The 24,172-nt window shown below is 60.8% G+C and carries 22 protein-coding genes; 9 read left to right on the forward strand and 13 right to left on the reverse strand.

Annotated features, from left to right (window positions below; translation table 11 throughout):
• Positions 1-5: 5 nt before the first annotated feature.
• The 6 genes from N2600_RS29140 to N2600_RS29165 are packed head-to-tail and all read right to left on the reverse strand — an operon-like array spanning position 6 to position 6,187.
• Positions 6-1,280, reverse strand: a complete 1,275-nt coding sequence (locus N2600_RS29140) for an ABC transporter substrate-binding protein (RefSeq protein ID WP_222350890.1) — start codon at positions 1,278-1,280, stop codon at positions 6-8.
• Between the two features lie 40 nt (positions 1,281-1,320).
• Positions 1,321-2,046 (reverse strand): YesL family protein, encoded by a 726-nt coding sequence (locus tag N2600_RS29145; protein WP_222350891.1) that lies wholly within the window; start codon positions 2,044-2,046, stop codon positions 1,321-1,323.
• Positions 2,047-2,066: 20 nt separating this feature from the next.
• Positions 2,067-3,176, reverse strand: a complete 1,110-nt coding sequence (locus tag N2600_RS29150) for an ABC transporter ATP-binding protein (protein ID WP_170279629.1) — start codon at positions 3,174-3,176, stop codon at positions 2,067-2,069.
• Between the two features lie 15 nt (positions 3,177-3,191).
• Positions 3,192-4,364 (reverse strand): glycoside hydrolase family 88 protein, encoded by a 1,173-nt coding sequence (locus N2600_RS29155; RefSeq protein WP_170279630.1) that lies wholly within the window; start codon positions 4,362-4,364, stop codon positions 3,192-3,194.
• Positions 4,365-4,367: 3 nt separating this feature from the next.
• On the reverse strand, positions 4,368-5,204 hold the full coding sequence (locus N2600_RS29160) for a carbohydrate ABC transporter permease (RefSeq protein WP_017967489.1): 837 nt from the start codon (positions 5,202-5,204) through the stop codon (positions 4,368-4,370).
• On the reverse strand, positions 5,201-6,187 hold the full coding sequence (locus tag N2600_RS29165) for a carbohydrate ABC transporter permease (RefSeq protein WP_260299077.1): 987 nt from the start codon (positions 6,185-6,187) through the stop codon (positions 5,201-5,203). Before N2600_RS29165 ends, N2600_RS29160 begins: the two co-directional genes overlap by 4 nt.
• 131 nt (positions 6,188-6,318) lie before the next feature.
• Between N2600_RS29165 and N2600_RS29170 the strand changes: the two genes are divergently transcribed.
• Positions 6,319-8,115 carry a heparinase II/III-family protein gene (locus N2600_RS29170; RefSeq protein WP_260299078.1) on the forward strand — a complete coding sequence of 599 codons (1,797 nt, stop codon included), beginning with the start codon at positions 6,319-6,321 and terminating at the stop codon, positions 8,113-8,115.
• 124 nt (positions 8,116-8,239) lie between these two features.
• Positions 8,240-9,067 carry a carbohydrate-binding protein gene (locus N2600_RS29175; protein ID WP_170259622.1) on the forward strand — a complete coding sequence of 276 codons (828 nt, stop codon included), beginning with the start codon at positions 8,240-8,242 and terminating at the stop codon, positions 9,065-9,067.
• On the opposite strand, the gene N2600_RS29180 is transcribed toward N2600_RS29175, so the two are convergent.
• Positions 9,062-10,072 (reverse strand): GlxA family transcriptional regulator, encoded by a 1,011-nt coding sequence (locus tag N2600_RS29180; RefSeq protein ID WP_260299079.1) that lies wholly within the window; start codon positions 10,070-10,072, stop codon positions 9,062-9,064. The two genes, N2600_RS29175 and N2600_RS29180, sit on opposite strands and share 6 nt — an antisense overlap.
• On the reverse strand, positions 10,069-10,647 hold the full coding sequence (locus tag N2600_RS29185; protein ID WP_222280728.1) for an isochorismatase family protein: 579 nt from the start codon (positions 10,645-10,647) through the stop codon (positions 10,069-10,071). Before N2600_RS29185 ends, N2600_RS29180 begins: the two co-directional genes overlap by 4 nt.
• 157 nt (positions 10,648-10,804) lie before the next feature.
• Here N2600_RS29185 and N2600_RS29190 point away from each other — a divergent pair, with 157 nt between their 5' ends.
• Positions 10,805-11,473, forward strand: a complete 669-nt coding sequence (locus N2600_RS29190) for a response regulator (RefSeq protein ID WP_162116311.1) — start codon at positions 10,805-10,807, stop codon at positions 11,471-11,473.
• Entirely contained in the window at positions 11,463-12,863 is a 1,401-nt protein-coding gene (locus tag N2600_RS29195; protein WP_260299080.1) for a sensor histidine kinase, read from the forward strand. Before N2600_RS29190 ends, N2600_RS29195 begins: the two co-directional genes overlap by 11 nt.
• A 194-nt stretch (positions 12,864-13,057) precedes the next feature.
• Here N2600_RS29195 and N2600_RS29200 read toward each other — a convergent pair whose 3' ends face one another.
• From N2600_RS29200 to N2600_RS29220, 5 genes are all read right to left on the reverse strand, one after another.
• A complete protein-coding gene (locus N2600_RS29200; RefSeq protein ID WP_162116313.1) occupies positions 13,058-13,939 on the reverse strand; it encodes an ABC transporter permease in 882 nt (293 codons plus the stop codon).
• An 11-nt stretch (positions 13,940-13,950) separates the two neighbouring features.
• Complete coding sequence (locus N2600_RS29205; protein WP_170256585.1) at positions 13,951-14,766, reverse strand: ABC transporter ATP-binding protein; 816 nt, start codon at positions 14,764-14,766, stop codon at positions 13,951-13,953.
• Between the two features lie 78 nt (positions 14,767-14,844).
• Positions 14,845-15,864, reverse strand: coding sequence for an ABC transporter substrate-binding protein (locus tag N2600_RS29210; protein WP_017967479.1), 1,020 nt, complete (start codon positions 15,862-15,864; stop codon positions 14,845-14,847).
• 299 nt (positions 15,865-16,163) lie between these two features.
• Positions 16,164-16,886 carry a FadR/GntR family transcriptional regulator gene (locus tag N2600_RS29215; RefSeq protein WP_260299081.1) on the reverse strand — a complete coding sequence of 241 codons (723 nt, stop codon included), beginning with the start codon at positions 16,884-16,886 and terminating at the stop codon, positions 16,164-16,166.
• 414 nt (positions 16,887-17,300) lie between these two features.
• Positions 17,301-18,308 carry a LacI family DNA-binding transcriptional regulator gene (locus N2600_RS29220; protein WP_260299082.1) on the reverse strand — a complete coding sequence of 336 codons (1,008 nt, stop codon included), beginning with the start codon at positions 18,306-18,308 and terminating at the stop codon, positions 17,301-17,303.
• A gap of 205 nt (positions 18,309-18,513) precedes the next feature.
• Here N2600_RS29220 and N2600_RS29225 point away from each other — a divergent pair, with 205 nt between their 5' ends.
• The 5 genes from N2600_RS29225 to N2600_RS29245 all read left to right on the forward strand — a co-directional run bounded on the left by N2600_RS29225 (position 18,514) and on the right by N2600_RS29245 (position 24,171).
• Positions 18,514-19,836, forward strand: coding sequence for an alpha-L-fucosidase (locus N2600_RS29225; protein WP_260299083.1), 1,323 nt, complete (start codon positions 18,514-18,516; stop codon positions 19,834-19,836).
• Positions 19,837-19,887: 51 nt separating this feature from the next.
• On the forward strand, positions 19,888-21,111 hold the full coding sequence (locus tag N2600_RS29230; protein ID WP_260299084.1) for an ABC transporter substrate-binding protein: 1,224 nt from the start codon (positions 19,888-19,890) through the stop codon (positions 21,109-21,111).
• A gap of 81 nt (positions 21,112-21,192) precedes the next feature.
• Entirely contained in the window at positions 21,193-22,167 is a 975-nt protein-coding gene (locus N2600_RS29235) for a carbohydrate ABC transporter permease (RefSeq protein ID WP_260111445.1), read from the forward strand.
• On the forward strand, positions 22,157-23,041 hold the full coding sequence (locus N2600_RS29240) for a carbohydrate ABC transporter permease (RefSeq protein ID WP_260111239.1): 885 nt from the start codon (positions 22,157-22,159) through the stop codon (positions 23,039-23,041). The genes N2600_RS29235 and N2600_RS29240 overlap by 11 nt, the downstream gene beginning before the upstream one ends.
• A gap of 200 nt (positions 23,042-23,241) precedes the next feature.
• On the forward strand, positions 23,242-24,171 hold the full coding sequence (locus N2600_RS29245) for a substrate-binding domain-containing protein (protein WP_170256578.1): 930 nt from the start codon (positions 23,242-23,244) through the stop codon (positions 24,169-24,171).
• Position 24,172 lies beyond the last annotated feature (1 nt).

Genomic DNA, 24,172 nt, shown 5'->3' on the forward strand with positions numbered 1-24,172 from the left:
GAGGCTTACTTGATGGCCTTCACGCCTTCGGTCATTTCCTTCAATCCGTCGTCGATGGAGGTATTGTCGGTCATCATCGCGTCATGCACGCGATTGAGCACGACCTCGATCTTGGCGGCGTTCGGATTGACTGCCATTTCCAGATAGGCTTTCGACGGTATCAGCGCCTCCTTGCTGGCTGCGTCCTCAGGAAAGCCGGGTGTTGCCGCGATCTTTGCGCTGACATCGGCGGTCTTGAGCGCTGGGAAGGTGCCCGTCGATGCGATGACGGCAGCGCCCTCAGGACCGGTGACGAACTTGATAAAGTCGAGGGCTGCATCCTTGTGCCCGGAATTGGTGTTGACCGCCAGACCCGAAATCTGTGCAGCCGTCGTGCCGGCTGCAACGCCGTCCGGATGCGGGAACTTCACGATGCCCCAGTTCTTGCTCTTCGATTCACCCGATTTCACCTTGGCGATCTGGGTGCCGACGAACCAGGTGCCCATCGGCAGCATGCCGATCGTGCCGTTGAAGAAGAGCGCCGAATAATGCGTGTTCGACGTCTTGAGGAAGGCGTAGGAGGGAATGGCGCCGTCCTTCTGCAGGGTCAGCGCCCGCTCGTACCAGGGCTTCAGGAAGGCGTAGTCGCCATCGACGAGCGTGTGTTTTCCGTCAAGGATGCCGGGCAGCTGGACGGTCGAACGCCAGGTGTGCAGCAGCGCGCCATAGGTCTTGTTGGTGCCCATGCCGCCCGTAAGCTTCTCGGCGGTCGCGTCGAACTGCGCCCAGGTCATGTCATTGGTGGGGTAGGGGACGCCGGCTTTGTCGAAGATGTCCTTGTTGTAATAGACGATCCAGAAGTCGGAGCGGAACGGCAGCGAATAGATCTTGCCGTCGATGGTCAGCTCTTCGATCAGGCCGCCATAAGGCGCCGGATCGATCTTCTGATCCTTCATGAAGCCGCTGAGATCGGCGATGTTGCCGGCGCGCACCAGGTTGGTGTAGCCCGGCACATCCTTGACGGTGACGATGTCGATGTCCTTGGAGCCGCCGGTCAGTTGCGTCGAGATCATCTGCTGGTAGTCTTGCGAGCCGAGGTCCATCGGCTCGAACTTCACGTTGGGGTGCTTGGCTTGATAGGCCTCGATCAGCGGCTTGTAGTAGGCGGTCTTGTCCCAGTCCCACAAAGCCCATTTGAGCGTCACGGCGTCCTGAGCAAGCGCTGCGCCGGCCGTCATCGCCGCCAAGGTGAAACCCGCCACGGCAAGTTTCACCGTCCCCCCGAATTTTTCCAAATACATTCCCGTTCTCCTTCCCTGGATCATCTCTGGATCAGTTATTTTATGAAGCGTCTCGTCTATGCGGTTCCCGGTGCGGCTGTGTTGCGTTTGGCAGGTGTAAAACCGTCACCGCCGCCCGATGGACGCCGAATGCGACGGCGAACATTCCGAGTGAAAAATTGAAGATTGCCGGCATGAACACCGAAACCGGATAGAAGAGGATGTGAGCCAGCCAGAGGCTGGCGGTAAAGGCGAGCGCTGCAAGCGCCGGGAAAGGACGGCCAATGGAGGCGAGGGCGGCGAGGCGCAGCAGCATGAGAGCCGGCAGATCGCGCATCACCATCAAAACGAAGAGATGGCAGGCGAGGACCGCGACGAAGGCGGTGGCGACGAAGGCGATCGTCAGCGGTGCGCTTAGCAACAGATTGTCGCGTGCGCCTGCGGCATAGGTGACGATCGCATAAAGACCGATTGCGAGGGCGCCACCCAACGCCAGGCCCCAGGCGGTGGCGCGCCAGAAGTAGCGCAGAAAGGCTTCCGTGAAGTCCCGCAGCAGATAGGAGTTGCGGTCTTCCACGAGGGCGACCGAGACCCGGGCCATGGCGGCGAGCGCTGCCGGCAGCGTTACGACGAAGAGGCCGGCCAGGATGAACAACATGTTCAGCTTGACCATCTCCCACCATTCGCGGGCGAGGATCTCGGCGAACAGCGCAAGGCCGGTCCTCTTCGGCGCATCCTTCGGAATGCCCGGTCCCTCCCTCGTCCACATGTCCCGCAACCACTGCATAGCCGTCTCCCGCAGGCGTCTCAGTATAGAATCGAGCGTTCCGTTTCCGTGTCGAACAGCTGCGCATTGGTCATATCGGCGACCAGCGCCGCCTCCTCGCCGATCTCGGGCCGGTAGCGCGGCGAGACGCGGGCGATGAGATTGCGACCGCCTGCCACCATGTTCAGGTGCACTTCCGAGCCCATCGGTTCGGCAAGTTCGACGATCGCCTTGAGGGGCGCCAGGTTCTCGGGCGCGATGTCGGCCGGCGGCAGCTCGTGGAAATTCTCCGGACGGATGCCGAGCATCAGCTCGCGGCCCTCGTAGGGCGCGATCCTGCGCTTGTCGAAATGGGCGGGAAGCGGCAGTTCCCGGCCATCGAAGACAGCGACGTAGCCGTCGCCCCGTCGCAGAATGGTCGAGGGCAGCATGTTCATCTGCGGCGCGCCGATGAAGCCGGCGACGAACATATTGACGGGGCGGTCATAGAGGTTCTGCGGCGTATCCACCTGCTGGATGTGCCCGTCCTTCATGACGACGATCCGGTCCGCCATGGTCATGGCCTCGACCTGGTCATGGGTGACGTAGATGAAGGTGGCGTTGAGGCGCTTGTGCAGCTTGGTGATTTCCGAACGCATCGTGCCGCGCAGCTTGGCGTCGAGGTTGGAAAGCGGCTCGTCGAGAAGGAAGACCGCCGGATTGCGCACCATGGCGCGGCCGAGCGCGACGCGCTGGCGCTGCCCGCCCGAAAGCGCCTTCGGCTTGCGGTTCAGGAGATGAGAGATGTCGAGGATCCTGGCGGCGTCCTGCACCTGGGCATCGATGAAGTCGCGCGACACCTTCCTGAGCTGCAGGCCGAACGCCATGTTCTTGTAGACGGTCATATGCGGGTAGAGCGCGTAATTCTGGAAGACCATGGCGATATCCCGATCTTTGGAAGGGACGTCGTTCATGACGTCGCCGCCGATCTTGAGCTCTCCTCCGGATATTTCTTCGAGGCCGGCGATCATCCGCAGCGTGGTCGATTTGCCGCAGCCGGAGGGGCCGACCAGAATGATGAATTCCTTGTCTGCGATCTCGAGGTCGATGTCGTGGACGACGGTGAGCGCACCGTAGCTCTTGTTCAACTCTTTAAGTGAAATGCTGGCCATCGGGTTCTCCTGAATTCACCAATAGGAAGACCAGCTGCGCGAAAGGCGCGTCAAAGCTTCCATGTAATAATAATCTCCCCAGGAGACGCATTCATCGACACCCTCGCCGCGGCAGGTGTTGAACGGCGATTTCTTCGAATAGGTGGCGTGCAGCACCAGGCCGTTGGAGGCTGTGGGATCCTTGACCGCATAGTGATCCGCAAGGCTCTTCATCATGCGCCGCGCCAGCGTGCGATAGCGTGCTGCCGGTTCCGGCTCGGCGAGATCGGCCATCTCCAGAAGGCCGCAGGCGGCGATCGAGGCCGACGAACTGTCGCGCGGCTCGCCGTCGCCGTCCGAAAAGACGAGGTCCCAATAGGGCACCATGTCGCCCGGCAGCCGGTTGAGATAGAAGGCGAGCAGCCGGTCGAAGGTTTGGCGATATTCCTCGACCCGCTCATAGCGATAGGAGAGGGCCATTCCAGCGATTGCCCAGGCCTGTCCGCGCGCCCAGGCGCTGTCGTCTTTGTAACCCTGTTTGGTGGCGCCGCGCACCGGCGCTCCGGTGACCGGGTCCATATAGAAGGTGTGATAGGTGGAATCATCCGGCCGAACCGAGTTGGCAAGCGTGGTGCGGGCGTGAATGAGCGCGATCTCGCGGTATTTCGGATCGCCAGTCTCGCGGCTTGCCCAGTAGAGCAGCGGCAGGTTCAAGAGGCAGTCGATGATATAGCGGTATTCTTCCGGCTTGCCTTTACGACCCCAGGCCTGGATGAACTGACCGATCGGCTGGAAGCGCTCGATCAGCTGGTCGGCGGCAAGGATCGCGGCTCTGCGGCCATCCTCGTCGCCGACGAGTTTCCAGGCGGCGATGCAGGAGGGCGAATAGAGAAAGCCCATATCGTGATGATCGGTCTCGACGCGATTGACGATCCGATGCAGGAACGATTGGACCTGAATTTGTGCCGCATCCCGGAAAGCCGCGTCGCCGCTGTGTTCGAATGCAAGCCACAGCTCGCCGGGCCAGAAGCCGGCGGTCCACTGATCGTTCGCCACGGGGGGATAGAAATTCTTGATGCTCGAATGGTTCTGCGCGGCGTGGGTGAATTCTGGAAGGTTGCGCCTGACCTGCTCGACGGCGATATCGAGCGCGGCCTTCACTTCCTCATCGGTAATCGGCTGCGGGGCGACGGATGAAACGGCGTTCACGGCTTAACCCTTCAATCCAGTCGAGGCGATGCCCTCGACAAAGAAGCGCTGGAGAACAAGGAAGACGACAAGGACCGGAATGAGGGCGACGACGGAGGCTGCCATGATGAGCCCGTATTCGGCCGAATATTGCGAGATGAACATGCGCAGGCCGATCTGGACGGTCTTCAGCTCGGTCTTTGTGAGATAGATCATCGGCCCGAGAAAATCGTTCCAAGTGGTGACGAAGGTGAAGATCGTCAGCGTCGAGAGCGCGGGTTTCGACAGCGGCAGCATGATGCGCGCCCAGATCTGGTACTCGTTCATGCCGTCGATGCGAGCCGCCTCGCAGAGCTCGGTCGGGATCGACATGTAGAACTGCCGCATCAGGAAGACGCCGAAGGCGGTGAAGGCCTGCAGGCAGATCAGCGCCAGATGGGTGTTGTTGAGCCCGAATTCACGCATCAGCAGGAATTGCGGCACCATATAGACCTGCCAGGGCATGGCGATGGTGGCGATGTAGCCGAGGAACAGGGTGTTCTTGTAGGGGAAATTCAGCTTGGCGAAGGCGTAGGCGGCAAAGCTGGAGGTCAAAAGCTGCAGCAGCGTGACGATGATCGTCAGCTTCGACGTGTTGTAGATGAACAAGGCGAGCGGGATCTTCGTCCAGATATCGACGTAGTTATGCCATTGCGGCTCGGACGGTATCCATTCGATCGGGAAGGCGAACACGTCGCGGCTGAGCTTCAAGGATGCCGAAAGCATCCAGGCAAAGGGCATCAACATGATGAGCGTGACGGCGATGACGATGGCGTAGATCGCGACCGATCTGACGGTCACCTTGCGTCCGGCGATCCTCATGCCTCGTCCTCCCTCTGGCGCCGGAACTGAAAGACGGTGACGGCAAGCACGAGGAAGAACAACACCAGCGAAACCATGCTGGAATAGCCGAGATCCCAGGAAATGAAGGCCTCGTTGTAGATGTGGTAGACGAGGACGAGTGTCGAGGTGCCAGGCCCGCCCTGGGTGATCATGTAGATCTGGTCGAACACCTTGAAGGACTGGATCGTCAGCATCACGGTGACGAAGAAGGTCGTCGGCCCGAGCTGCGGCACGGTGACATGGATGAACTTCTGCCAGGAATTGGCGCCATCGAGATCGGCGGCCTCATAGAGTTCGGAATTGATGCCCTGCAGGCCGGCCAGATAGATGACCATGTAATAGCCCATGTTCTTCCAGATGCCGAAGAGGATCACCGTCACCATCGCCCAGTGGCGATCGGCCGCCCATCCCGGCATGTTCTTGGGATCGAGGCCGAGCGTATAGAGGATCATGTTCACCGGTCCCATCTCGGGATTGAAGATCATGTTCCAGACGACGGCGACGGCCACCAGCGAGGCGACATAGGGGAAGAACATCGCCGTGCGGAAGAAGTCGCGCCCTGCGATCTTCTGGTTGAGGAGAACGGCAAGGCCGAGCGCGCAGATGAGCGTCGCCGGCACGGAGGCGACCGTATAGATCACCGTGTTCCAGAACGCCGCGATGAAGGCCTTGTCCTCGAAGAGCCGCCAGAAATTATCCAGCCCGGCGAATGTGATCGCATTCGAGCCGTCCCAATGCATGAAGGCGAGCACGAAGGCGAACAGGATCGGGCCGAGCGTGAAGACGGCAAAGCCGATGAAATTCGGGGCAATGAAGGAATAGGCGACGAGCGCGCTGCGTATCCTGCGCTGGCGCTTGGACAAGACCGCAGCCTTCCGGCGAGAAGTTGCCGGAGCGCCATCCGTCGCGATGACTGAATTCGATATGGACACCGATGTCTCCTCTTCCTCCTGCAACCACATAGCACATATCCGGTATTGGTCAAACAAGTTCTAAATAGATCATACGAATTTCATGGAAAGCGCAAAAGACATATGATAGGTGAGCATGCAGACCAAACGCCCATCGATGCTTTTCCGGTACGGGGAGAGACATGTTCAGCGAGATTTCAGAGGATCTGCCCGATGTGCTGGGAGATTTCACGCCCGGGGCCGTGGGCTCTGATCGCCCCAGATGGAACTCCGTGCCGCAGGCGGTACGGGAACTGGTCGTTGGCGAGGCCGAAGAGACGCTTGCGCGCGCCTTTCCGCTGATTACGGCGTCGGACTACCGGGAGTACACCGAAACCGGCAACCGCGCGCGCTTCGAGGAGCTTTATTTCAGACGGCGCCGGATGCTCAACAATCTGGTGCTCGGCGAACTCGTCGAAGGCGGCGCGCGCTTCCTGCCGAAGATCGTCGACGGCATTTTCCTGATCGCGGAGGAGAGCGGTTGGCAGCTTCCGGCGCATAACGCCTATGAACGAAGCGGCGCACGCTTGCCGCTTCCCGACAATTCGCAGCCTGTCATCGATCTCTTCGCCGCCGAAACGGCCGCCCTGCTTGCCACCATCGTCGCATTGTTTCGCGACGAGCTCGACGGCATCAGCCCCGAGATTACGGCACGCGTCGAGCGCGAGATCGAGATCCGCATCCTCTCGCCCTATCTCGGCCGGCATTTCTGGTGGATGGGCCGCGGCGAAGAGCGGATGAACAACTGGACGGCATGGATAAGCCAGAATGTCCTGTTGACGGCCTTCTCCCTGAACACAGATCAGCCCACGCGTCACGCCGTCGCCAAGAAGGCGCTCGGCAGCCTCGGTGCCTTCCTGAAGGATTATGCCGAGGACGGCGCCTGCGAGGAGGGCGTGCTCTATTACCGCCACGCCGCGCTCTGCCTGCATGGTGCGTTGACTATCCTGGATGCCGTGGCGCCCGGCCTGTTCGCCGGGCTCTGGCAGCAGCCGAAGATCCGCAACATGGCCGAATATATTGTCCATATGCATGTGGCCGGCCGCTACTATTTCAATTTCGCGGATTCCTCCGCTGTGGTCGAACCCTGCAACGCGCGGGAATACCTGTTCGGACAGGCGGTCGGCTCTGAGATGCTGGCTGAGTTCGCTGCGGCCGACAGGGCCGCTTCCGGCAATCCGCACCTGCCCGGGGAATGGAACCTCTGGTATCGCGTGCAGGAACTGCTGGCCGGCCCGACGCTTCCCCCAGCCGCCAAACCTCATCCCGCATCCCAGCGCGATATCTTCTATCCCGGCATCGGCCTGTTCATCGCCCGCGACGAGCAGTTTTCGCTTGCCGTCAAGGGCGGCAACAATGGCGAGGGCCACAATCATAACGATGTCGGAAGCGTGACGCTTTACAAGAACGGACGTCCGTTGCTGATCGACGTCGGCGTCGAGACCTATACCGCAAAGACCTTTTCGGCGCGGCGCTACGAGATATGGACGATGCAGTCGGCGTTCCACAACCTGCCGACATTTGCGGGCGTCATGCAGTCGGCCGGCGAAGCTTTTGGCGCGCGCGATGTCGAGGTCGGGTTTGACGAGGGGAGCGCGCGCATATCGCTCGATATTTCAGGCGCCTATCCGTCCGAAGCGCAACTGCACAGCTATCGGCGCGTCGTTTCGCTGCTGCGCGGACGCCATGTCGAGATCGTCGACACCTATGACGGCGGCAAGCCGGCGGTCCTGTCGCTGATGACATGCCTGCCGCCGACCGTCGGCCCGAACAGGATCGACCTAGCCGACCTCGGCAGCATGTTCGTTGAGGGCGCCGGCGAGATCGAAATCGACGAGATCGTGGTGGAGGACGCCCGGCTAAGATCGGCTTGGCCCGAGAAAATCTACCGGCTGCGCGTGCCGTTTGCCGGCAGGCTCCTGAGATTGCGGATCGTCTAGAACTGGATGATTGTAGGCCGGGTCGGCCTAGGATCTGAATCCTGTTCTTAATTAAAGAGTTAGAGCATGATGTCGTCCGAAAATCGCTCACAGTTTTCGGCATCATGCTCTGGGGAGGGCGAGCATGGAATTGACGCTGAAGATCGTGGATGCCGATGGGGCGGTGCTGGCGAGTTCCACAGGCCGGGACGAGGCGTTCCTGGTCTATCGCCAGAACTATCTTGAAGGCGATCGCGTCGTCGTGGAGGTTTCCGAGCCTGGGCACGTCTACCTCTCCCTGGATGGCGCGATCCAACCCAGCCTGGTCTATATGACGGAATGCGCCTATTCGCTGGCCGTACCCTTCGGCGACAAGCGCAAGCCCTATTCGCCGAATGCCTTCAGGGGCGATATACACCGGCTTTCAGCGCGAAGCACGCGGCCAGACGAGATCGCTCACCGGCGCAATCTCGCCCTCAACCCCTGGGACGATCACGCCAACCGGGCTCTGTTTCCGCATGCGCGCGCCAATGTCGAGACCCGCGGCGAAGCGGTCTTTGCCGCGCGTAACGCGATCGACGGCGAAAAGGCCAACGATGATCACGGCTTCTGGCCCTATACGAGTTGGGGCATCAATCGCGATCCGCAGGCGGCCCTGACGGTGGAATTCGGCAGGCCGGTCAGGATCGACGAGATCGTTTTTTATCTTCGGGCTGACTTCCCGCATGATTCCTGGTGGGAAAAGGCCAGCGTCACCTTCTCCAACGGCAGGACCTGCTGCTTTCCGCTGGTGAAATCGGGCGTCGCCCAGGCCTTTCCGATAGAGCCCTGTGTCGTCGAGTGGGTGGAACTGCACGGCCTGATCAAGGCTGAGGACGCCTCGCCCTATCCGGCGCTGACCCAGATCGAAATATGGGGAACCGAGGTACAGGAAGCCGGGCTCAACCCGTCCGCCCTTCCTCTCGCGTTATGAGCCTGTAGGCAGCCTCGACCGTGCCGCGCTCGGCGGGCCGTCATTCAGGCGGTTCCAGGCGCGGCGTAGCTGCCGTGCCGAGCCGAAGCCGGCGCGCATGGCGACGGCCTCCATGTCCAGTCGCGAACCGGCGAGCATCTCGCGGGCAAGAGCCACGCGCATGCGGTTGACGAAATCCGTAACGCTCATGCCCGTCTGCTCGTTGAACAGCCGTGAAAGGTTGCGCGGGCTGGCGCCGCTGAGGCGGGCGAGCGACGCCACCGACCAATCCTCAGACGGGCTGGCGGCCACTGCATCCTGTGCACGGTGAATGACCGGGTGGATATGGTTGCGACCTTCGAGCCAGGGCGAAAGCTGCGGATCCGAGCCGCCGCGCCTGAGATAGACGACAAGATATCGCGCCACCGCAAGCGCACAGGCATGTCCCGCCGCTTCGGCAACGATATGCAACATGAGGTCTATGCCGGCAGTGATGCCAGCACTGGTGAGGCGATCTCCATCCTCGACATAGAGCCGGTTGTCCCGGACGCGCGCGGTGGGCGCGAGCCTTACAAGATCCTCTATGCAGCCATGATGGGTGGTGCAATCGCGGCCGTCGAGCATGCCTGCTTCGGCAGCGAGCAATGCGCCCGAGCAGATCGAGACCAGACGAATTCCCGGAAGAATGGTGCGCTTCAGCCATGCGACAATGGCAGCCTGGTCGGCGCGCTCCTGTTCGTTCCCTGGGGCGCTGTTTTCCATCGGGGCATCGGCGCTGCCGGCGATGATGACAAGCGCGGTATCGGGCAAGCGTTCCGGCAATGCGGCGACGCCCGTAACGGCAAGGCCGATCGAGCTGCCGACCGTCGCCGATGGACCGATATAGGTGACGGTAAAGCGCACCGTGCGCTGTTCGAGGTTCGCCTTGCGCAGCACTTCGATCGGGCCGGCGACGTCGAGCAGCAGCACGCGCGGCGGCACGACGACAAAGACCGGGATATCGAAGGGCTGCGTGGCGTCCGTCATGCGGCGAGTGACTTTCCACGCCCTGCCAGGGCCTGGTCTACGGTCGCGATCCGAGCGAAACGGCCTGACAGGACCAGTTCGGTCCGGTCCCGAATTTCCCTCGCGCTCCAGGTGCGTCCCGCGGCGTCGGTCATCGGGAAGGTCAGGGTCGCCTCGCCGACATAGTCGACTTGATAGCCGAGATCGGAGGCGTGGCGGGTGGTCGTCTCGCAGCACTGTTCGGTGCGAATGCCGGAGACGAGGATACGACGGACGCCATTTTCGGTCAGCCACACGTCGAGACCGGAACCGACCAGGGCGCTATGCCGCCTCTTCCTGAACGTCGCCCTGGGCACGATCCTGAGCGGGGCGAGTGTGCTGACAAACCCGGATTCTTCCGAAAACGGCCCGGTTTTATCAACATGGAAGATCTGGATAATGGGTATTCCATCGGCTTCCGCGCCGTCGATCAGAGCCTGCTGACGATCGATATAAGCGGAGGCGAGGTTTTCATCCCAATAATCGCGGTGTCGGAAGGACTCTTGAGCGTCGATAACGAGAAGGATAGTTTCATGGCCGGACATTTTTTGCTCCATCCAGGTTGATCATGAAGTCATATTCGGCGATTTGAAGACAGAGGAAAATGCGCGCGCCGGACAAATAACGGACAATTCGCGCCATCGATGGCAGACATCGGCGGTGGAAGCCGTGTCACGCTTCCACCAGACGGTCCGCACATGCTAAGGAAGTCGGATGCGACTGCTTGTGGTGGAGGACAACAAGGATCTGGCGGCCTGGCTGGGTAAAGCCCTGCGACAGGCGCAATATGCGATCGACATTGCCCACGACGGCGAGGACGCGGAGCATATGCTCAAGGTGGCGGAGTATTCCGCGATGATCCTCGACCTGGCGCTGCCGAAGCTTGACGGATTGACGCTCTTGAAGCGACTGCGACAGTCCGGAAACAAGCTGCCGGTCATCATCTTGACCGCGAATGCGAGCCTGGACGGCCGTGTTGCAGGGCTTGACAGCGGTGCCGACGACTATCTCGCCAAGCCCTTCGAAATCGCCGAACTCGAAGCGAGGATCCGTGCGGTGGTCCGCCGTGGCCAGGACCGGGCATCGTCTGAAATCACCGTCGGCAACCTGCGCTTCTCCGGTGGGACGCGGCAGTTTTTCGTCGCAGGCGAGCCGCTGCAACTGACGCCGCGCGAATATGCCGTGCTTGAGCAACTCGTCATGAAGCTTGGCAACACAGTCTCGAAAGCCGCCCTTTCTGAAAGCGTGTTCGGTTTTGACGACGAGGCGGATCCGAGCGCCATCGAAATCTACGTCCACAGACTGCGAAAGAAGCTCGAGAGCAGTTCGGTTCAGATTGCGACGTTGCGCGGGCTCGGCTATCTCCTCAGACATGTCCATTAGTCTCGTCACCAAGGTGGGCGCAACGATCGCGCGGCTCAGCCAGAGCCTGAGGGTGCAGTTGCTCTGCTGGGTGCTGCTGACCCTGTTCGGCGCGATCGGCTTCAATCTCTACGACAGCTTCTGGATGGCCGACGCGACGGCAAAGCTGGTGACGGATCGAACACTTCTGGCCTCGGCTCGCGTCATTGCCGAGGCCGTTCGCGTCGATGAGGACGGCAATGTTCAGGTGGATGTGCCGCCTTCCGCGCTGGAGATGTTTGATACAGGCTTCGGCGACCGGGTATTTTACCAGGTGATCACCGCGTGGGGCAGTCTGGTGAGCGGTCTTCCCGACCTGCCGTTGCCGGCCGTCCAGCGGGCAGCGGAGGATCGCGCGTTCCATGGTGCCGATGTGCGCGTCATGATGCTCGACCATCCTGTCGTCGGCCTTCCCGATGACAGCGCGATCTCCGTCACCGTCGCCGTGACGCATAACAGCCAGTATGCGATGCGAAGGCAATTGTGGCTCTCAGACTTTTCGAAGCAGTTCGTGCTCGTCTTCGTCGCCAGCCTGGTGACCATCCTTGGGCTCCAACGGGGCTTGGCGCCTGCGCTGAGACTGCGGGACGCCGTGCGCCAGCGCGGCCGCAATCGTCTTGATCCGCTGCCGCCCGGGATGGTGCAGAGCGAGTTGCAGCCGCTCGTCCATGCCCTGAACGACCATATGGAGCGCGTCCAGAACCAGATGGCTGCGCAGCGACGGTTCGTATCCAATGCCGCGCATCAGCTCCGAACACCGCTGGCGTTGATTTCGACCCAGGCGAGCGTGGCGGCCCGCGAAGCCGATGCGGCTCGCCGCGATGAGGCGCTTGTCGCTCTTCGCACCAGCACGAAGCAGATTTCGCGTCTTGCCAGCCAGCTCCTGACCTTGTCGCGGGCCGAGCCCGGAAGCCGGCGCCCGCGCAGCGATGCGGCCGACCTTAGCAAGGGTGCCCGCGAAATCCTCGAAGCGCATGCCGAAGAGGCGCTCAGGCGCAACATCGACGTCGGCCTGGAAGCGGTCCGCCCGGTCATTGTCGAAGGCGACGCGACGATGTTGCGCGAAATGTTGGTCAACCTCATAGACAACGCGATCCGCTATACCCGCCCGAATGGACGGGTGACCGTCGCCGTCGGGCAGGCGGACGGCAACGCCGTCGTAACCGTCGAGGACGATGGTCCGGGTATCCCCGATGCGGAGCGCGAACAGGTTTTCGAACGATTCTACCGGGTCATGGGAACCGAAGCTGAGGGGAGCGGTCTGGGGCTCTCGATCGTTCGGGAGGTCGTCGAAGGTGCGGGAGGTTCGGTCTCGCTCGACGATGCGGAAGGCGGTGGTCTCGTCGTTACCGTACGGATTCCGCTGACGTGAACCTGAGCTCGAAGAAATCCTCGTTTCAAGATTGATCCGCATCAAATGAAATAAGGCCGGGCATGATGCCCGACCTTCCGTCGATCTGCCTTACAGCGCCGTGCGTCTTTTGAGACGCGCAAAGGACGCTGTAAATTCTATCCCTAAATCGATTCCGATTTAAGGAATTATGCAGGTGGAGGAGGTCGATTTCATCACTGGGTATCAAGGTGCTGTTGCGGACGCCATTTTGCGAGACGCTTCTCGATCTGCGTCATGATGAACTCGGCAATCAGGGTGACGATCATGACGAGAACGATGGCAGCGTACATTCCGGCCGCGTCGAACGTGCCCTTGGCGATAGAGATCAACTGGCCGATGCCGAAACGGGCGCCGACGAACTCGCCGACGATGGCCCCGATGATGGCAAAGCCGAAGGAGACATGGAGGCTGGCGAAGATCCAGCTCATGGCGGAGGGGATGACGACAGTGCGCGTCACTTGCCAGTTGGACGCACCGAGGATGCGTGCATTGGCGATCATGTTGCGGTCGGCCTCGCGCACGCCCTGAAAGGCATTCGCGAACACGACGAAGAATACCATGATAAAAGCGAGCGCGACCTTCGAGGCAAGGCCGAGGCCCATGATCATGATGAAGATAGGCGCAAGGACGACGCGCGGAATGGAATTGATCGCCTTGATGTAGACAGAGAAGACGTCGGCGAGAAACAGGTTCCGGCCGAGGCTGATGCCGACGATCACGCCGGTAAAGGACCCCGCGAAAAAGCCGATCAGCGCCTCTTCCATCGTGACCCAGAGATTGTACCAGAGCGAGCCTTCACTGGTCCCGTTGACAGCCCAATCGTAGAGGCGATAAACGATCTCGCTCGGGCTGGAATAGAAGAATGCGTCGATCCACATCAGGTTGGACGTAATTTCCCAAAGTGCCAGCACGGCAACCAGAATGCCGACCTGCAGGCATAGCACATGCTGTTTGCGTCTCTTGATCGCGCGGGTCGCAACGGCTTCGATTTCCGCATCGGAGGTTCCCGGGCGGAAAAGCGGGGCCATCGTGGTGTCGGTAAGTGTATCGGCCATCGTTATTCTCCTTACGCTGCCTCGGTGGAACGCCGGTATCCGGCATCCACCTCCTGCCGAAGATCCTCCCAGATGGTTCGGCAGTAATCGATGAATTGCGGTTCATAGCGGATTTCCGACACGACGCGGGGCCGTGGCAGATCGATCTTGTAGACCGATCTGACGGTCGCCGGTCCCGCTGTCAGCACATATACCTTGTCGGCCAGCGCAACGGCCTCCTCGAGATCATGGGTGACGAAGACCACCGATGCCTTGCGTTCCGCCCATAGCCGCAGCAATTCCTCGTGCATGACGGTGCGGGTCTGAACGTCGAGCGCGGAGAACGGCTCGTCCATCAGCAGAATTTCGGGCTCGTTGATGAAGGTCTGTGCCAGCGAGACGCGCTTGCGCATGCCGCCCGAGAGCTGATGCGGATAGTGATGCAGGAATTTCGACAGTCCGACCCGGGCAAGCCAATTCTTGGCGCTGGCTTCCGCCTGGGCTCTGGCTGCGCCGCGAAACAGCGGCCCCGCCATCACATTGTCGATGACGTTTTTCCACGGGAAAAGGGCATCCGTCTGAAAAACAAAACCGACGCGTGGGTCGATGCCGTTGACCGGACCGCCCATCAGCCGGACTTCGCCCGCGCTTGGTCGGGCGAGACCTGTCACGAGGTTGAGTGTGGTGGATTTTCCGCAGCCGGTCGGGCCGACGACCGCGACGAATTCACCTTTTTCCACCGACATGGTGAAATCGCGTAGCGCCGTCAGCGACTTGCCGGTCGGCGAGACGAAACGCCGGCTGACATTGAGGAGCTCGATGGCGGCCCCCTGACTATGATTGGACATGTTTTTTCCTCAAAGAGTAGAAACAGGCGTACAGGTCGGTAACCCGTCACCCCACGGCAGCGGGTGACGGGTCAGCGCTTACATTGCCTGGGCGTGCTTCACGTATTCCGTCGTATAAGTCTTCGACAAATCGATCTGCTTGCCCTGCATATTCTTGGAGAAAGCGGACAACACGGCCAGAACCGTCTTCGGGCCATCTTCTGGCATGATGCCATCAGCGGTAAACATGCCCTTGCCGGCATCGAGGGCCTTGATGTAGCCCTCCTTGTCGCCGACGTAGAAATCCTTCGGCATCTTTTCGGCAATTTCAGCGCCGGTATGCGTATTGATGAAATGCAGCGTCTTGACGAAGGCGTTGGCGAGCTTCTGAGTCTCTTCCTTGTGTGCCTCTGTCCACGCCGTTTCCATGTAGAGTGAGGCTGCCGGATAGGTTCCGCCGAGCGCCTTGCGCGATCCTTCGATGGTGCGCATGTCCACCAGTACCGAAGCTTCCTTGGTCTTCAGCAGGCGTGAAACAGTTGGTTCGGTCGTCATGCCAACCTGGATGGCGTCCTGCTGCAGGGCGGCGATGAAGGTCGTTCCGGCACCGACCGGGACCGATGTGACATCCCCGCCCTTCAGACCGGCCTTTGCGACCATGTATTGGGTGAGGAAATTGGTAGAAGAGCCCAGGCCGGTTACGCCAGCGCTGTGTCCCTTGAAGTCAGCGACCGACTTGATCTCGGGATGCTTCGACGACACCAGTTCGACTTCGCCCGGCGCTTGGCTGAACTGCACGATGGATTCGACGAACTTGCCCTTCGCCTGCAGATCCACACAATGATCGTAGAAGCCGACAACGCCCTGAACGGCGCCAGCCAGAAGCTGGTTTTCGGCGTCGACACCGGCAGGTTCGTTCAGGAGTTCGACGTCGAGACCCTCATCCTTGAAGTAACCGAGCGATTCGGCAAGCTTGGCGGGCAGATAGATCTGCTTCTCATAACCGCCGACCATGATGGTGATCTTATCGGCCGCATGTGCGGCGCTGGTCGCGAAAGATGATGCGGCGAGAAGCGTGGAAAAAGCGACGGTGTGAAAAAGGCTGCGTGAATAACGCATAGAAATCTCCTCCTTGTGGTTGCGTGCATCGTCGTCTCGCCACCTTGACCGTGTCTCCTCCACGATGCCGCCCCTTTCTATGACGTCGAAGCTTTCAACTAGCTTTCAGCCGCAGACGGGCAGGCAGCCCGTCCAATCCCGTCCATGCATCAATGACAGCGCCAGCATTTTTCCGAGCGCATCGGCAGCGTTCAGCGCTCGCGCTAACCGCTTCAACATGAAAATCGTGAGACGTCTTGTCCGCGCCGTTAAGGTCACCTGATGACCGGCTGGAACGTGTGAGCTCTTGGGATCAGATGTCAGCTCGTAAAGCTTCGCAGATCCCTCAGGAGATTGCGGTATCTCGCCTGGCTGCCGACCAGATGGTCGCGCATGGCGTTGCGGGCAGCTTGATCATCCCTGTCCGAGATGGCGACGACGATCGCCTGGTGCTCCTTGTGGATCAGCTTTCGATAGGCGGTCTGTTCGGCCGTCCTCGTTTCCGGAACGAGCCTCGACTGCGGGATGATCGCCGAACCCTGGGACTCCAGGAACTGCCTGAACAGCGGATTGTTCGTGGCTTCCGCGATCGCGGCATGGAGCTCGAGATCCGCATCGCGAATGGATTGATCACTCTCGATGCACCGGAGGATTTTCCGGTGGCATTCGAATATCGCTTCCTCCTGTGCCGGCGAGCGGCGTAGGGCTGCAAGGCCCGCTGCCTCGATTTCGACAGGTGTTCTGATCTCAAGTACCTCAAGATCGGAGGCGACGCGGGCCTTGTCGACTTTCCGCGCGGAGAGCGCCGGATCGGCACCGAGTACGAAAATACCCGCTCCCTGGCGCACCTCGACAAGCCCGTCGGAGCGAAGTGCTGCCACCGCCTCACGCACGACGGTCCGGCTGACGCCGTGTGTTTCGGTCAACTCATGTTCACTCGGAAGCTTGTCGCCGGCGGAATATTGGCCGCTCAATATGGCTTGCCGGAGGCTTTCGCCGACCTGTGTGACCAGCGACCCCGAGCCTTTGCTGCGATCCTTCATCTGCATAGCCACGCCTGACCCCCGCATCGGCTTTGATCCGAGTGCCATTCAAACGCGCGGCACCCGAAATTCACGATTCATCACACATGTATGACAAATTTGGTGGTCTTTCAATGGATGAACCGCGCTTGTCGCTTGCCGGTATCGCCGACAACGGCGGTACGTTGCAGATGATCTGTTGGGTCTTGGCGCGGCAGCCTCCCAGGTGACTCATCCCGAGGTGCGTAGCCCATAGGGCGAAGCCTCGAAGGACATGCCGCAACTTTGCTCCTTGCATTCAGCACCGCCGGCGTGCCCGCCTCGCCCTTCGAGGCCCCTTGCGGGGCACCTCAGGATGAGGCTCTCTTGAGCTTTATCGTGGCATCCTTCCGCGCGCCTCTTCCTTTGCCTCGGTGATGGAACTCAGATAAGCACTCACAACCGCCTGGTCGACTCCCCGCGCACGAATCTCGGCGTCAGGATAAAATCCTGCGGCGGTGCTGCGGCGCCCTCCGGGCTTGCTATTCTTGCCAGCAGACGTTGTGCCGTCAGCTCGCCGAGCTTCTGCGCATCCTGCACCACCATGGTGATGCGTGGCGTGATGACGTTGCTCCAGGGCACGTCGTCGACCATCGCCAGCGACACGTCGTCAGGGCAGCGGAAACCCATCTCCTGCATGACCTGAAGCGCTGCGAGACCCGTCATGTTGTTGGCGCCGATGATGGCGGTCGGCCGATCGCGGCGGGTGAGCAGGCGCATTGCCTGCGCATGGCCGCCGGTTCTGGTGTAGCCGCCTTCGACCACCAGCGAAGGATCAAGGTCCACGCCGGCGCCGGCCATCGTATCCATGAAGCCCTTCAGGCGCTCGTCGGCGGTGTGCAGGCCGCTCGGCCCGGAGATGAAGCCGATGCGCCTATGGCCGAGCTGCAACAAATGTTCCGTCAGGATGGTGGTGGTCAGCGGATTGTCGGAACCGACAAAATCGCGCTCGGCGCCCTCCACCTTCTGGTCGAACATCACGATCGGGGTTTTGAAGTCGCGCAGGAAGGTGGCGTACTCCTCACCGCGCCCGTTTGCCGCCAGCGCAATGCCGGCAATCTTCTGCGCCTCCAGCCGCTCCAGCAGCGCCCGTTCGAGATCGGCCCTGCCGGAGGAGTCGGCGATCAGGACAAAATACCCGTTATCGAGCGCCTGGTGCTCGATCTCGCGGCGGATGTCGCCGAAGAACATGTTGCCGAGATTGGCCGAGACGAAACCGATCAGCGAGCTGCGTCCGCGCGCCAGCGTCTGGGCCACCGGGTCGATGCGATAACCGGTCGATTTTATCGCCTGCTGGATGCGGTCGAGCGTCTCGGCGCCGACCCGCTTCGGGCTGTTGAGCGCGAGCGAGACGGTCGAGATTGAAACCCCCGCAAGGCGCGCGACATCTCGTATGGTTGTCATGGTTATCGAACCGGTTCTAATGTCTTGTTATGTCCGATATTATTGGTCTGCGCAACGTTCGTGCTGCAAAACACGTGTTTGCAGGGCTTCCTTTCTGAACTTGTGATCGCGAATTTCGGCTTGACAGACATCGGATCAGGCGAGATGATCGTTTACCGAACCGGTTCGATATGATGTTGAGCCGGAAAACAGGGAGGAGAAACCTGTGACGAGTTCGGAACGCCAGCCGGAAAATCCGGCATCTGGAGGGGCGGAGAAACACGCCTGGTTCAGCCAGGATCGCCTGGGCATGTTCATCCATTGGGGCCTCTATGCCCTAGGAGCCCGGCACGAATGGTTGAAGAACCGGGAAGAGCTGACCGACGACCATTACCAGCGCTATTTCGACAATTTCGATCCCGATCTCTATGATCCCAAGGAGTGGGCGCGGCGGGCACGTCTTGCCGGCATGAACTATGTCGTGGTGACGACCAAGCATCATGAGGGCTTCTGCCTCTGGGACAGCAAGGTGACGGACTACAAGGCGCCGAACACGCCCTGCGGCAAAGATCTGCTCACGCCGCTGGTCGAAGCTTTCCGCGCCGAAGGGCTGAAGATCGGCTTCTACTATTCGCTGCTTGACTGGCACCATCCCGATTTCCCGATCGACGTTCACCATCCGCTACGCAACCATCCCGACGCCAAGGCGCTGAATGCCGGCCGTAACATCGCCAACTACGCTGCCTATATGCGCGAACAGGTGCGCGAGCTTCTGACCGGCTTCGGCCGCATCGACATCATCTGGTTCGATTTCAGCTACCCGCGGCGCGAATATCGCGGCCTGCCCGGCAAAGGGCGGGCCGACTGGGAAAGCGAGCGCCTGGTCGAGCTGGTGCGCGAGCTGCAGCCCGGCATCATCGTAAACAACCGCCTCGATCTGCCGCCCGGCAACCTGCCCGACGTGACGACTCCGGAGCAATATACGCCGCGCGTGGCACCCGCTATCGCCAGCCAGGGGGTGCGCTGGGAAGCCTGCCATACCTTCAGCGGCTCCTGGGGCTATCATCGTGACGAGGATACCTGGAAGAGCCCGGAACAGATCATCCAGCTGCTCATCGATTCCGTCGCGCTCGGCGGCAACCTTCTGATGAATGTCGGCCCGACCGGCCGGGGCACGCTCGACGCGCGCGCCATCGCCGCGCTCGAGGTCTACCAAAATTGGATGGCCGTGAATGCGCGCTCCATTTACGGGGCAGGACCGTCCGATTATCCAGCGCCGGCCGGCTGCCGCTATACGCAGCGCGACAACCGCCTCTATCTGCATGTTTACAACTGGCCTTACCGCCACATCCACATCGAGGGCATCGCCGACAGGATCGCCTATGCGCAGTTCTTGCACGACGCCAGCGAGGTCCGCTGGCTCGCCCAGACCAGGGATGTGGATTCCAATGTCGGCGTGATGGTGCCGGAAGGCATGATCACGCTCGAACTGCCGGTCCGGCGCCCGGATGTTACCGTGCCGGTGATCGAGATCGTACTCAAGGCGTGATCTCGGTCGCACCCCGCGTGTCCTTTGCGTTCATGGAGGGAGGAGAAACCCATGAAGGTTTTGAAGAAAGCGCTTTTGCTCGCCGCGGTCGGCAGCAGCCTCTATGCCACCGCCGCATCGGCCGAGCAGGTCAACTTGACCTGGCAGATGTGGACCGGCTCCGAAACCGACACCAAGAGCTGGCAGCACCTAGCCGAGATGGTGACCGCCAAGTATCCCGATATCAAGGTGACGCTGACGACGACGGGCTGGGTCGACTACTGGACGCGGCTGCCGGTGCTGGCGGCATCGGGACAGCTCGCCGACATCGTTTCCATGCAGTCGCTGCGCATGCCGAACTTCTATTCGCTGCTCGAGCCTCTGAATGACCGGATCGAGGCCGACAAATTCGACGTCGGCGCCTTCACACCCTCGATTATCGGCGGCATGTCGGTCGACAAGCAGCTCTACGGTCTGCCTTACGACGTTGGGCCGTGGGTCATCTATTATAACCAGGACGCGCTCGAAGCCGCCGGCGTTCCGCTGCCGAAGCCGGGCTGGACGCTTGCCGAGTTCACCGATGCCGCCAAGAAGCTGACGAAGGACGGCAAGTACGGCTTCGGCATTACACCGACGAACTACTCGGTCCTGGCCGCGGCCTGGGGCGATAAATACGTCAACGACGCCGGTGCGCTTGACTTGACCAGTGCAAGCGCAGTTGCCGCCGCCGACAGGCTGATCGGCTTTGCCGCCAAGGATAAGGTCGCGCCGCTGGTCCCCTCGGGTGGCGCGGATCCCGGTGATGTCGTCCAGGGCCGGTTCAATTCGGGCAACGTCGCCATGTATATCGACGGCCCCTGGTCGATCATCGGCATGAAGGACCAGGCGAAGTTCAAGATCGGCCTCACCACCCTGCCGCGCGATGAGGGCGAACTTTCGGCCGTCACCGCAGGCTCCGGTTTCGGCATTTCCACGACGAGCAAGAACATGGACGCGGCCTGGAAGGCGATCCAGGTGCTGACCAGCTCGGAAGCCTTGTCCTATCTCGCCAAACAGGGCCGTGCCTTGCCGGCGCGCACGGCGTCGCAATCGGCCTGGTACAAGGTGGCGGCCAAGGACATCACCAATGGCGGCGAGGCCATCGACTATTCCCTGGCGCACTCCGTACCCTACGTGATCACCAACAACTGGGCAGCGGTGGAAAACCTCTTCAACCAGTATTTCCCGCCGGCTTTTGCCGGCAGCGCCGATGCCAAGCAGACGATGGAGTCCATCCAGAGCCTTGCGCAGCAATAGAGCCAGCGCGTCCGACAGGACGCGCCGTCGCCTGAAATCTGCGCATGATCCTTTCGGAAAATGGATTCCGATTTTCGGGTCATGCGCCAGCTCTCGCTGCGGCAGGACCTGCCGCGCATGGAGGAAGACATGTCGCAAAGCGCTGTTGCCGAAGTTGCCTTGCAGCCCGCTCAGCCACGGCGCTTCCTGAAGCCGGAGACCCAGACAGCCATGCTGTTCCTGCTGCCGAGCTTTCTCGGCTTCATGGTCTTCATGGCCGTGCCGATCCTGGCATCGCTGGCGCTCAGCTTTACCAACTGGCAGCTGATCTCGACGCCATCCTTCGTCGGCTTTCAGAATTATATCAGGCTCTTCACTGTCGATCCGGCCTTCTACACCGTACTCCGCAACACGCTGTTCTTCGCCATCGAGTATCTGGCGCTGAATATCATCGTCTCGCTGACGCTGGCGGTCTGGATATCGAGCCTGAAGCGCGGCAAGGCGATCTTCCGGGTGATCTTCTTCCTGCCGACCTTCACACCGACCATTGCGGCGTCGGTGGTCTGGCTGCTGATCTTCACGCCGGACGGGCTGGCCGACACCATCATCCGAGCGCTCGGCCTCGGCCTGCCGAATTTCCTGCTGAGCTCGACTTGGGCCATGCAGGCTGTCGTGCTCGTCACGCTGTGGGCGAATGTCGGCTACAACGTCGTGATGTTCAACGCCGCTCTCGACCTCGTGCCGAAGCACTATCTCGAGGCAGCGACGATCGACGGCGCCAATGCCTGGCAGCGCTTCTGGCGCATCCGCCTGCCGCTCATCTCGCCGACCATCTTCTTTGGCACCGTGATGACGGCGATTACCTCGCTGCAGGTCTTCGACGAGATATTCGCGATGACGCGCGGCGGCCCGGGCTCGGCAACGGCGACGCTCGGTTTTGCGATCTACCAGAAGGGCTTCACCAACTTCCAGATGGGCTATGCCTCAGCTCTCGCCTGGGTGATGTTCGTCATGATCATGGCGCTCACCATCCTGCAATTCCACATGCAGCGCAAATGGGTGCATTATGACGATTGACCCGGCCTCACGGCATCCGCATTCCGTGTCTCAGCATCGTCACCGTATATTGCGGCGTGTCGGCACCTTCGTCAGCTACGCGGGACTTTCGCTGATCGCGCTGCTTTTCCTCTTCCCCTTCTTCTGGATGGTGTCGAACGCGGTGCGCTCCAATGCCGAGGTGATGGCCGTGCCGGTCCGCATCTTCCCCGAGGAGTATCATTGGGGAACATTCGTCGAAGCCTTGGTTTCCCTGCCGTTCGGAACCTTCCTGTTGAATTCCTTCGTGGTCGCCTGCGGCGTGACGGCGATCGTGATTGCGGTATCCTGCCTTTCCGCCTACGCCTTCGCCCGGCTGAAGTTTCCCGGCCGGGAAGGGCTGCTGCTTACTTATCTCAGCACGCTGATGATCCCTCAGGTGATGCTGGTCATCCCGCTCTTCCTCATCGTCAGCAAGCTCGGCTGGATCAACACCTATCACGGCATGATCCTGCCGGTCGCCTTCAGCTCCTTCGGCACCTTTCTGCTGCGGCAGTTCATCCTCGGCATTCCCAAGGATCTCGACGAGGCGGCGATGATGGACGGGGCTTCCCGCCTGCGCATCCTGGTCACGGTCATCGTTCCACTTGCCATGCCAGCCATCGGCCTCTTGTCGCTGTTCACCTTCATTGCACAGTGGAAGAGCTTCCTCTGGCCGCTGATCGCCACCAGCGGCGTCGAAAAGGCCACGCTGCCGCTCGGCCTCACCCTGTTCCAGACACAGCAGGGCACCGCCTGGAACTACATCATGGCCGGTGCGACCATCTCCATGCTGCCGGGTGTCGTCCTGGCCATCGTGCTGCAGAGGGTGATCTACAAGGGTATCACCGTCAGCTCCGGATTCGGTGGACGCTAATCTTCACAAGAACAAAGATCTGAGTGCATTGCATCAAATTTGGTGTGATGCCCTTCAAGCCCGGTCGATTGCAATCGAAGAAGGCGCTCCTGCCGCCGCAAGATCACAGCCTCGCGCTTAACTTTTGCTTCCGGAAGAAAGGTAAAATTTAACCAAAATTTGAAATAACGCATTCATATCCGAATTGTGCAGGGGAATTCATGAAAACCGCCACGCTTGCATCCATCGCCTTGGCGATATCGATCTCTGCTGCCCATGCCCAGACGATCGGGGTTTCGATGTCAGGTCTCGACAAATTCAGGACGGCGCTTCTCAACGGCGTCGTCTCGCATGGGCAGACGATATCCGGCCTCAAACTCGTCACCGAGAACGCCAATGGCGACAAGGAGCTCCAGAAGCAGCAGGTGCAGAAGCTCATTGCCGACAAGGTCGACGCGATCATTCTTGCCGTCTCCGATGGCGACCTCGGGCCGCAAATGACCAAGATGGCGGCAGATGCCGGCATTCCGCTGGTCTACATCAACAACGTTCCTTCCAACCTGCTGGACCTGCCGGACAATCAGGTGGTGGTCGCCTCCAATGAGAAGGAATCCGGAACGCTGGAGACCAAGCAGGTCTGCGCGCTCCTTAAAGGCAAAGGTCGCGTCGTCGTGCTGATGGGCGAACCCTTCCACGCCGCTGCCCGTGCCCGCACCCAGGATATATCAGACGTCATCGCCACCCCGGATTGCAAGGGCCTTCAGATCGTCGAGCGGCAGGCCGCCTATTGGTCGAGCGATTATGCCGACCAGCAGATGCAGGAATGGCTGTCGGCCGGCGTCAAGTTCGACGCGGTCATCGCCAATAATGACGAGATGGCGCTCGGCGCGATCCGGGCCATGAAGAAGGCCGGCATGCCGATGAAAGATGTCGTCGTCGCCGGCGTCGACGCGACCGACGACGCGCTCGCCGCCATGGTGGCCGGTGATCTCGACGTGACCATTCTCCAGAGCGCCGTCGGACAGGGCGCCGCCGCTGTCGACGCCGCCACGAAGTTGATCCGCAAAGAGAAGGTGCCGCGCGAAAACGACGTTCCCTTCGAACTCGTCACACCTGAGAACATTGCCACCTATCTGCCGAAGAGCCAGTGAG

The organism is Rhizobium sp. WSM1274, from assembly GCF_025200775.1.
Lineage (GTDB): Bacteria > Pseudomonadota > Alphaproteobacteria > Rhizobiales > Rhizobiaceae > Rhizobium > Rhizobium leguminosarum_I.

What these genes read in the sequence shown, in the direction of transcription:
- N2600_RS29140 (WP_222350890.1), bottom strand. Translation starts at nt 1,280, where the DNA reads ATGTATTTGGAAAAATTCGGGGGGACGGTGAAACTTGCCGTGGCGGGT.
- N2600_RS29145 (WP_222350891.1), bottom strand. Translation starts at nt 2,046, where the DNA reads ATGCAGTGGTTGCGGGACATGTGGACGAGGGAGGGACCGGGCATTCCG.
- N2600_RS29150 (WP_170279629.1), bottom strand. Translation starts at nt 3,176, where the DNA reads ATGGCCAGCATTTCACTTAAAGAGTTGAACAAGAGCTACGGTGCGCTC.
- N2600_RS29160 (WP_017967489.1), bottom strand. Translation starts at nt 5,204, where the DNA reads ATGAGGATCGCCGGACGCAAGGTGACCGTCAGATCGGTCGCGATCTAC.
- N2600_RS29165 (WP_260299077.1), bottom strand. Translation starts at nt 6,187, where the DNA reads ATGTGGTTGCAGGAGGAAGAGGAGACATCGGTGTCCATATCGAATTCA.
- N2600_RS29170 (WP_260299078.1), top strand. Translation starts at nt 6,319, where the DNA reads ATGTTCAGCGAGATTTCAGAGGATCTGCCCGATGTGCTGGGAGATTTC.
- N2600_RS29175 (WP_170259622.1), top strand. Translation starts at nt 8,240, where the DNA reads ATGGAATTGACGCTGAAGATCGTGGATGCCGATGGGGCGGTGCTGGCG.
- N2600_RS29180 (WP_260299079.1), bottom strand. Translation starts at nt 10,072, where the DNA reads ATGACGGACGCCACGCAGCCCTTCGATATCCCGGTCTTTGTCGTCGTG.
- N2600_RS29185 (WP_222280728.1), bottom strand. Translation starts at nt 10,647, where the DNA reads ATGGAGCAAAAAATGTCCGGCCATGAAACTATCCTTCTCGTTATCGAC.
- N2600_RS29190 (WP_162116311.1), top strand. Translation starts at nt 10,805, where the DNA reads ATGCGACTGCTTGTGGTGGAGGACAACAAGGATCTGGCGGCCTGGCTG.
- N2600_RS29195 (WP_260299080.1), top strand. Translation starts at nt 11,463, where the DNA reads ATGTCCATTAGTCTCGTCACCAAGGTGGGCGCAACGATCGCGCGGCTC.
- N2600_RS29200 (WP_162116313.1), bottom strand. Translation starts at nt 13,939, where the DNA reads ATGGCCGATACACTTACCGACACCACGATGGCCCCGCTTTTCCGCCCG.
- N2600_RS29205 (WP_170256585.1), bottom strand. Translation starts at nt 14,766, where the DNA reads ATGTCCAATCATAGTCAGGGGGCCGCCATCGAGCTCCTCAATGTCAGC.
- N2600_RS29210 (WP_017967479.1), bottom strand. Translation starts at nt 15,864, where the DNA reads ATGCGTTATTCACGCAGCCTTTTTCACACCGTCGCTTTTTCCACGCTT.
- N2600_RS29215 (WP_260299081.1), bottom strand. Translation starts at nt 16,886, where the DNA reads ATGAAGGATCGCAGCAAAGGCTCGGGGTCGCTGGTCACACAGGTCGGC.
- N2600_RS29220 (WP_260299082.1), bottom strand. Translation starts at nt 18,308, where the DNA reads ATGACAACCATACGAGATGTCGCGCGCCTTGCGGGGGTTTCAATCTCG.
- N2600_RS29230 (WP_260299084.1), top strand. Translation starts at nt 19,888, where the DNA reads ATGAAGGTTTTGAAGAAAGCGCTTTTGCTCGCCGCGGTCGGCAGCAGC.
- N2600_RS29235 (WP_260111445.1), top strand. Translation starts at nt 21,193, where the DNA reads ATGCGCCAGCTCTCGCTGCGGCAGGACCTGCCGCGCATGGAGGAAGAC.
- N2600_RS29240 (WP_260111239.1), top strand. Translation starts at nt 22,157, where the DNA reads ATGACGATTGACCCGGCCTCACGGCATCCGCATTCCGTGTCTCAGCAT.
- N2600_RS29245 (WP_170256578.1), top strand. Translation starts at nt 23,242, where the DNA reads ATGAAAACCGCCACGCTTGCATCCATCGCCTTGGCGATATCGATCTCT.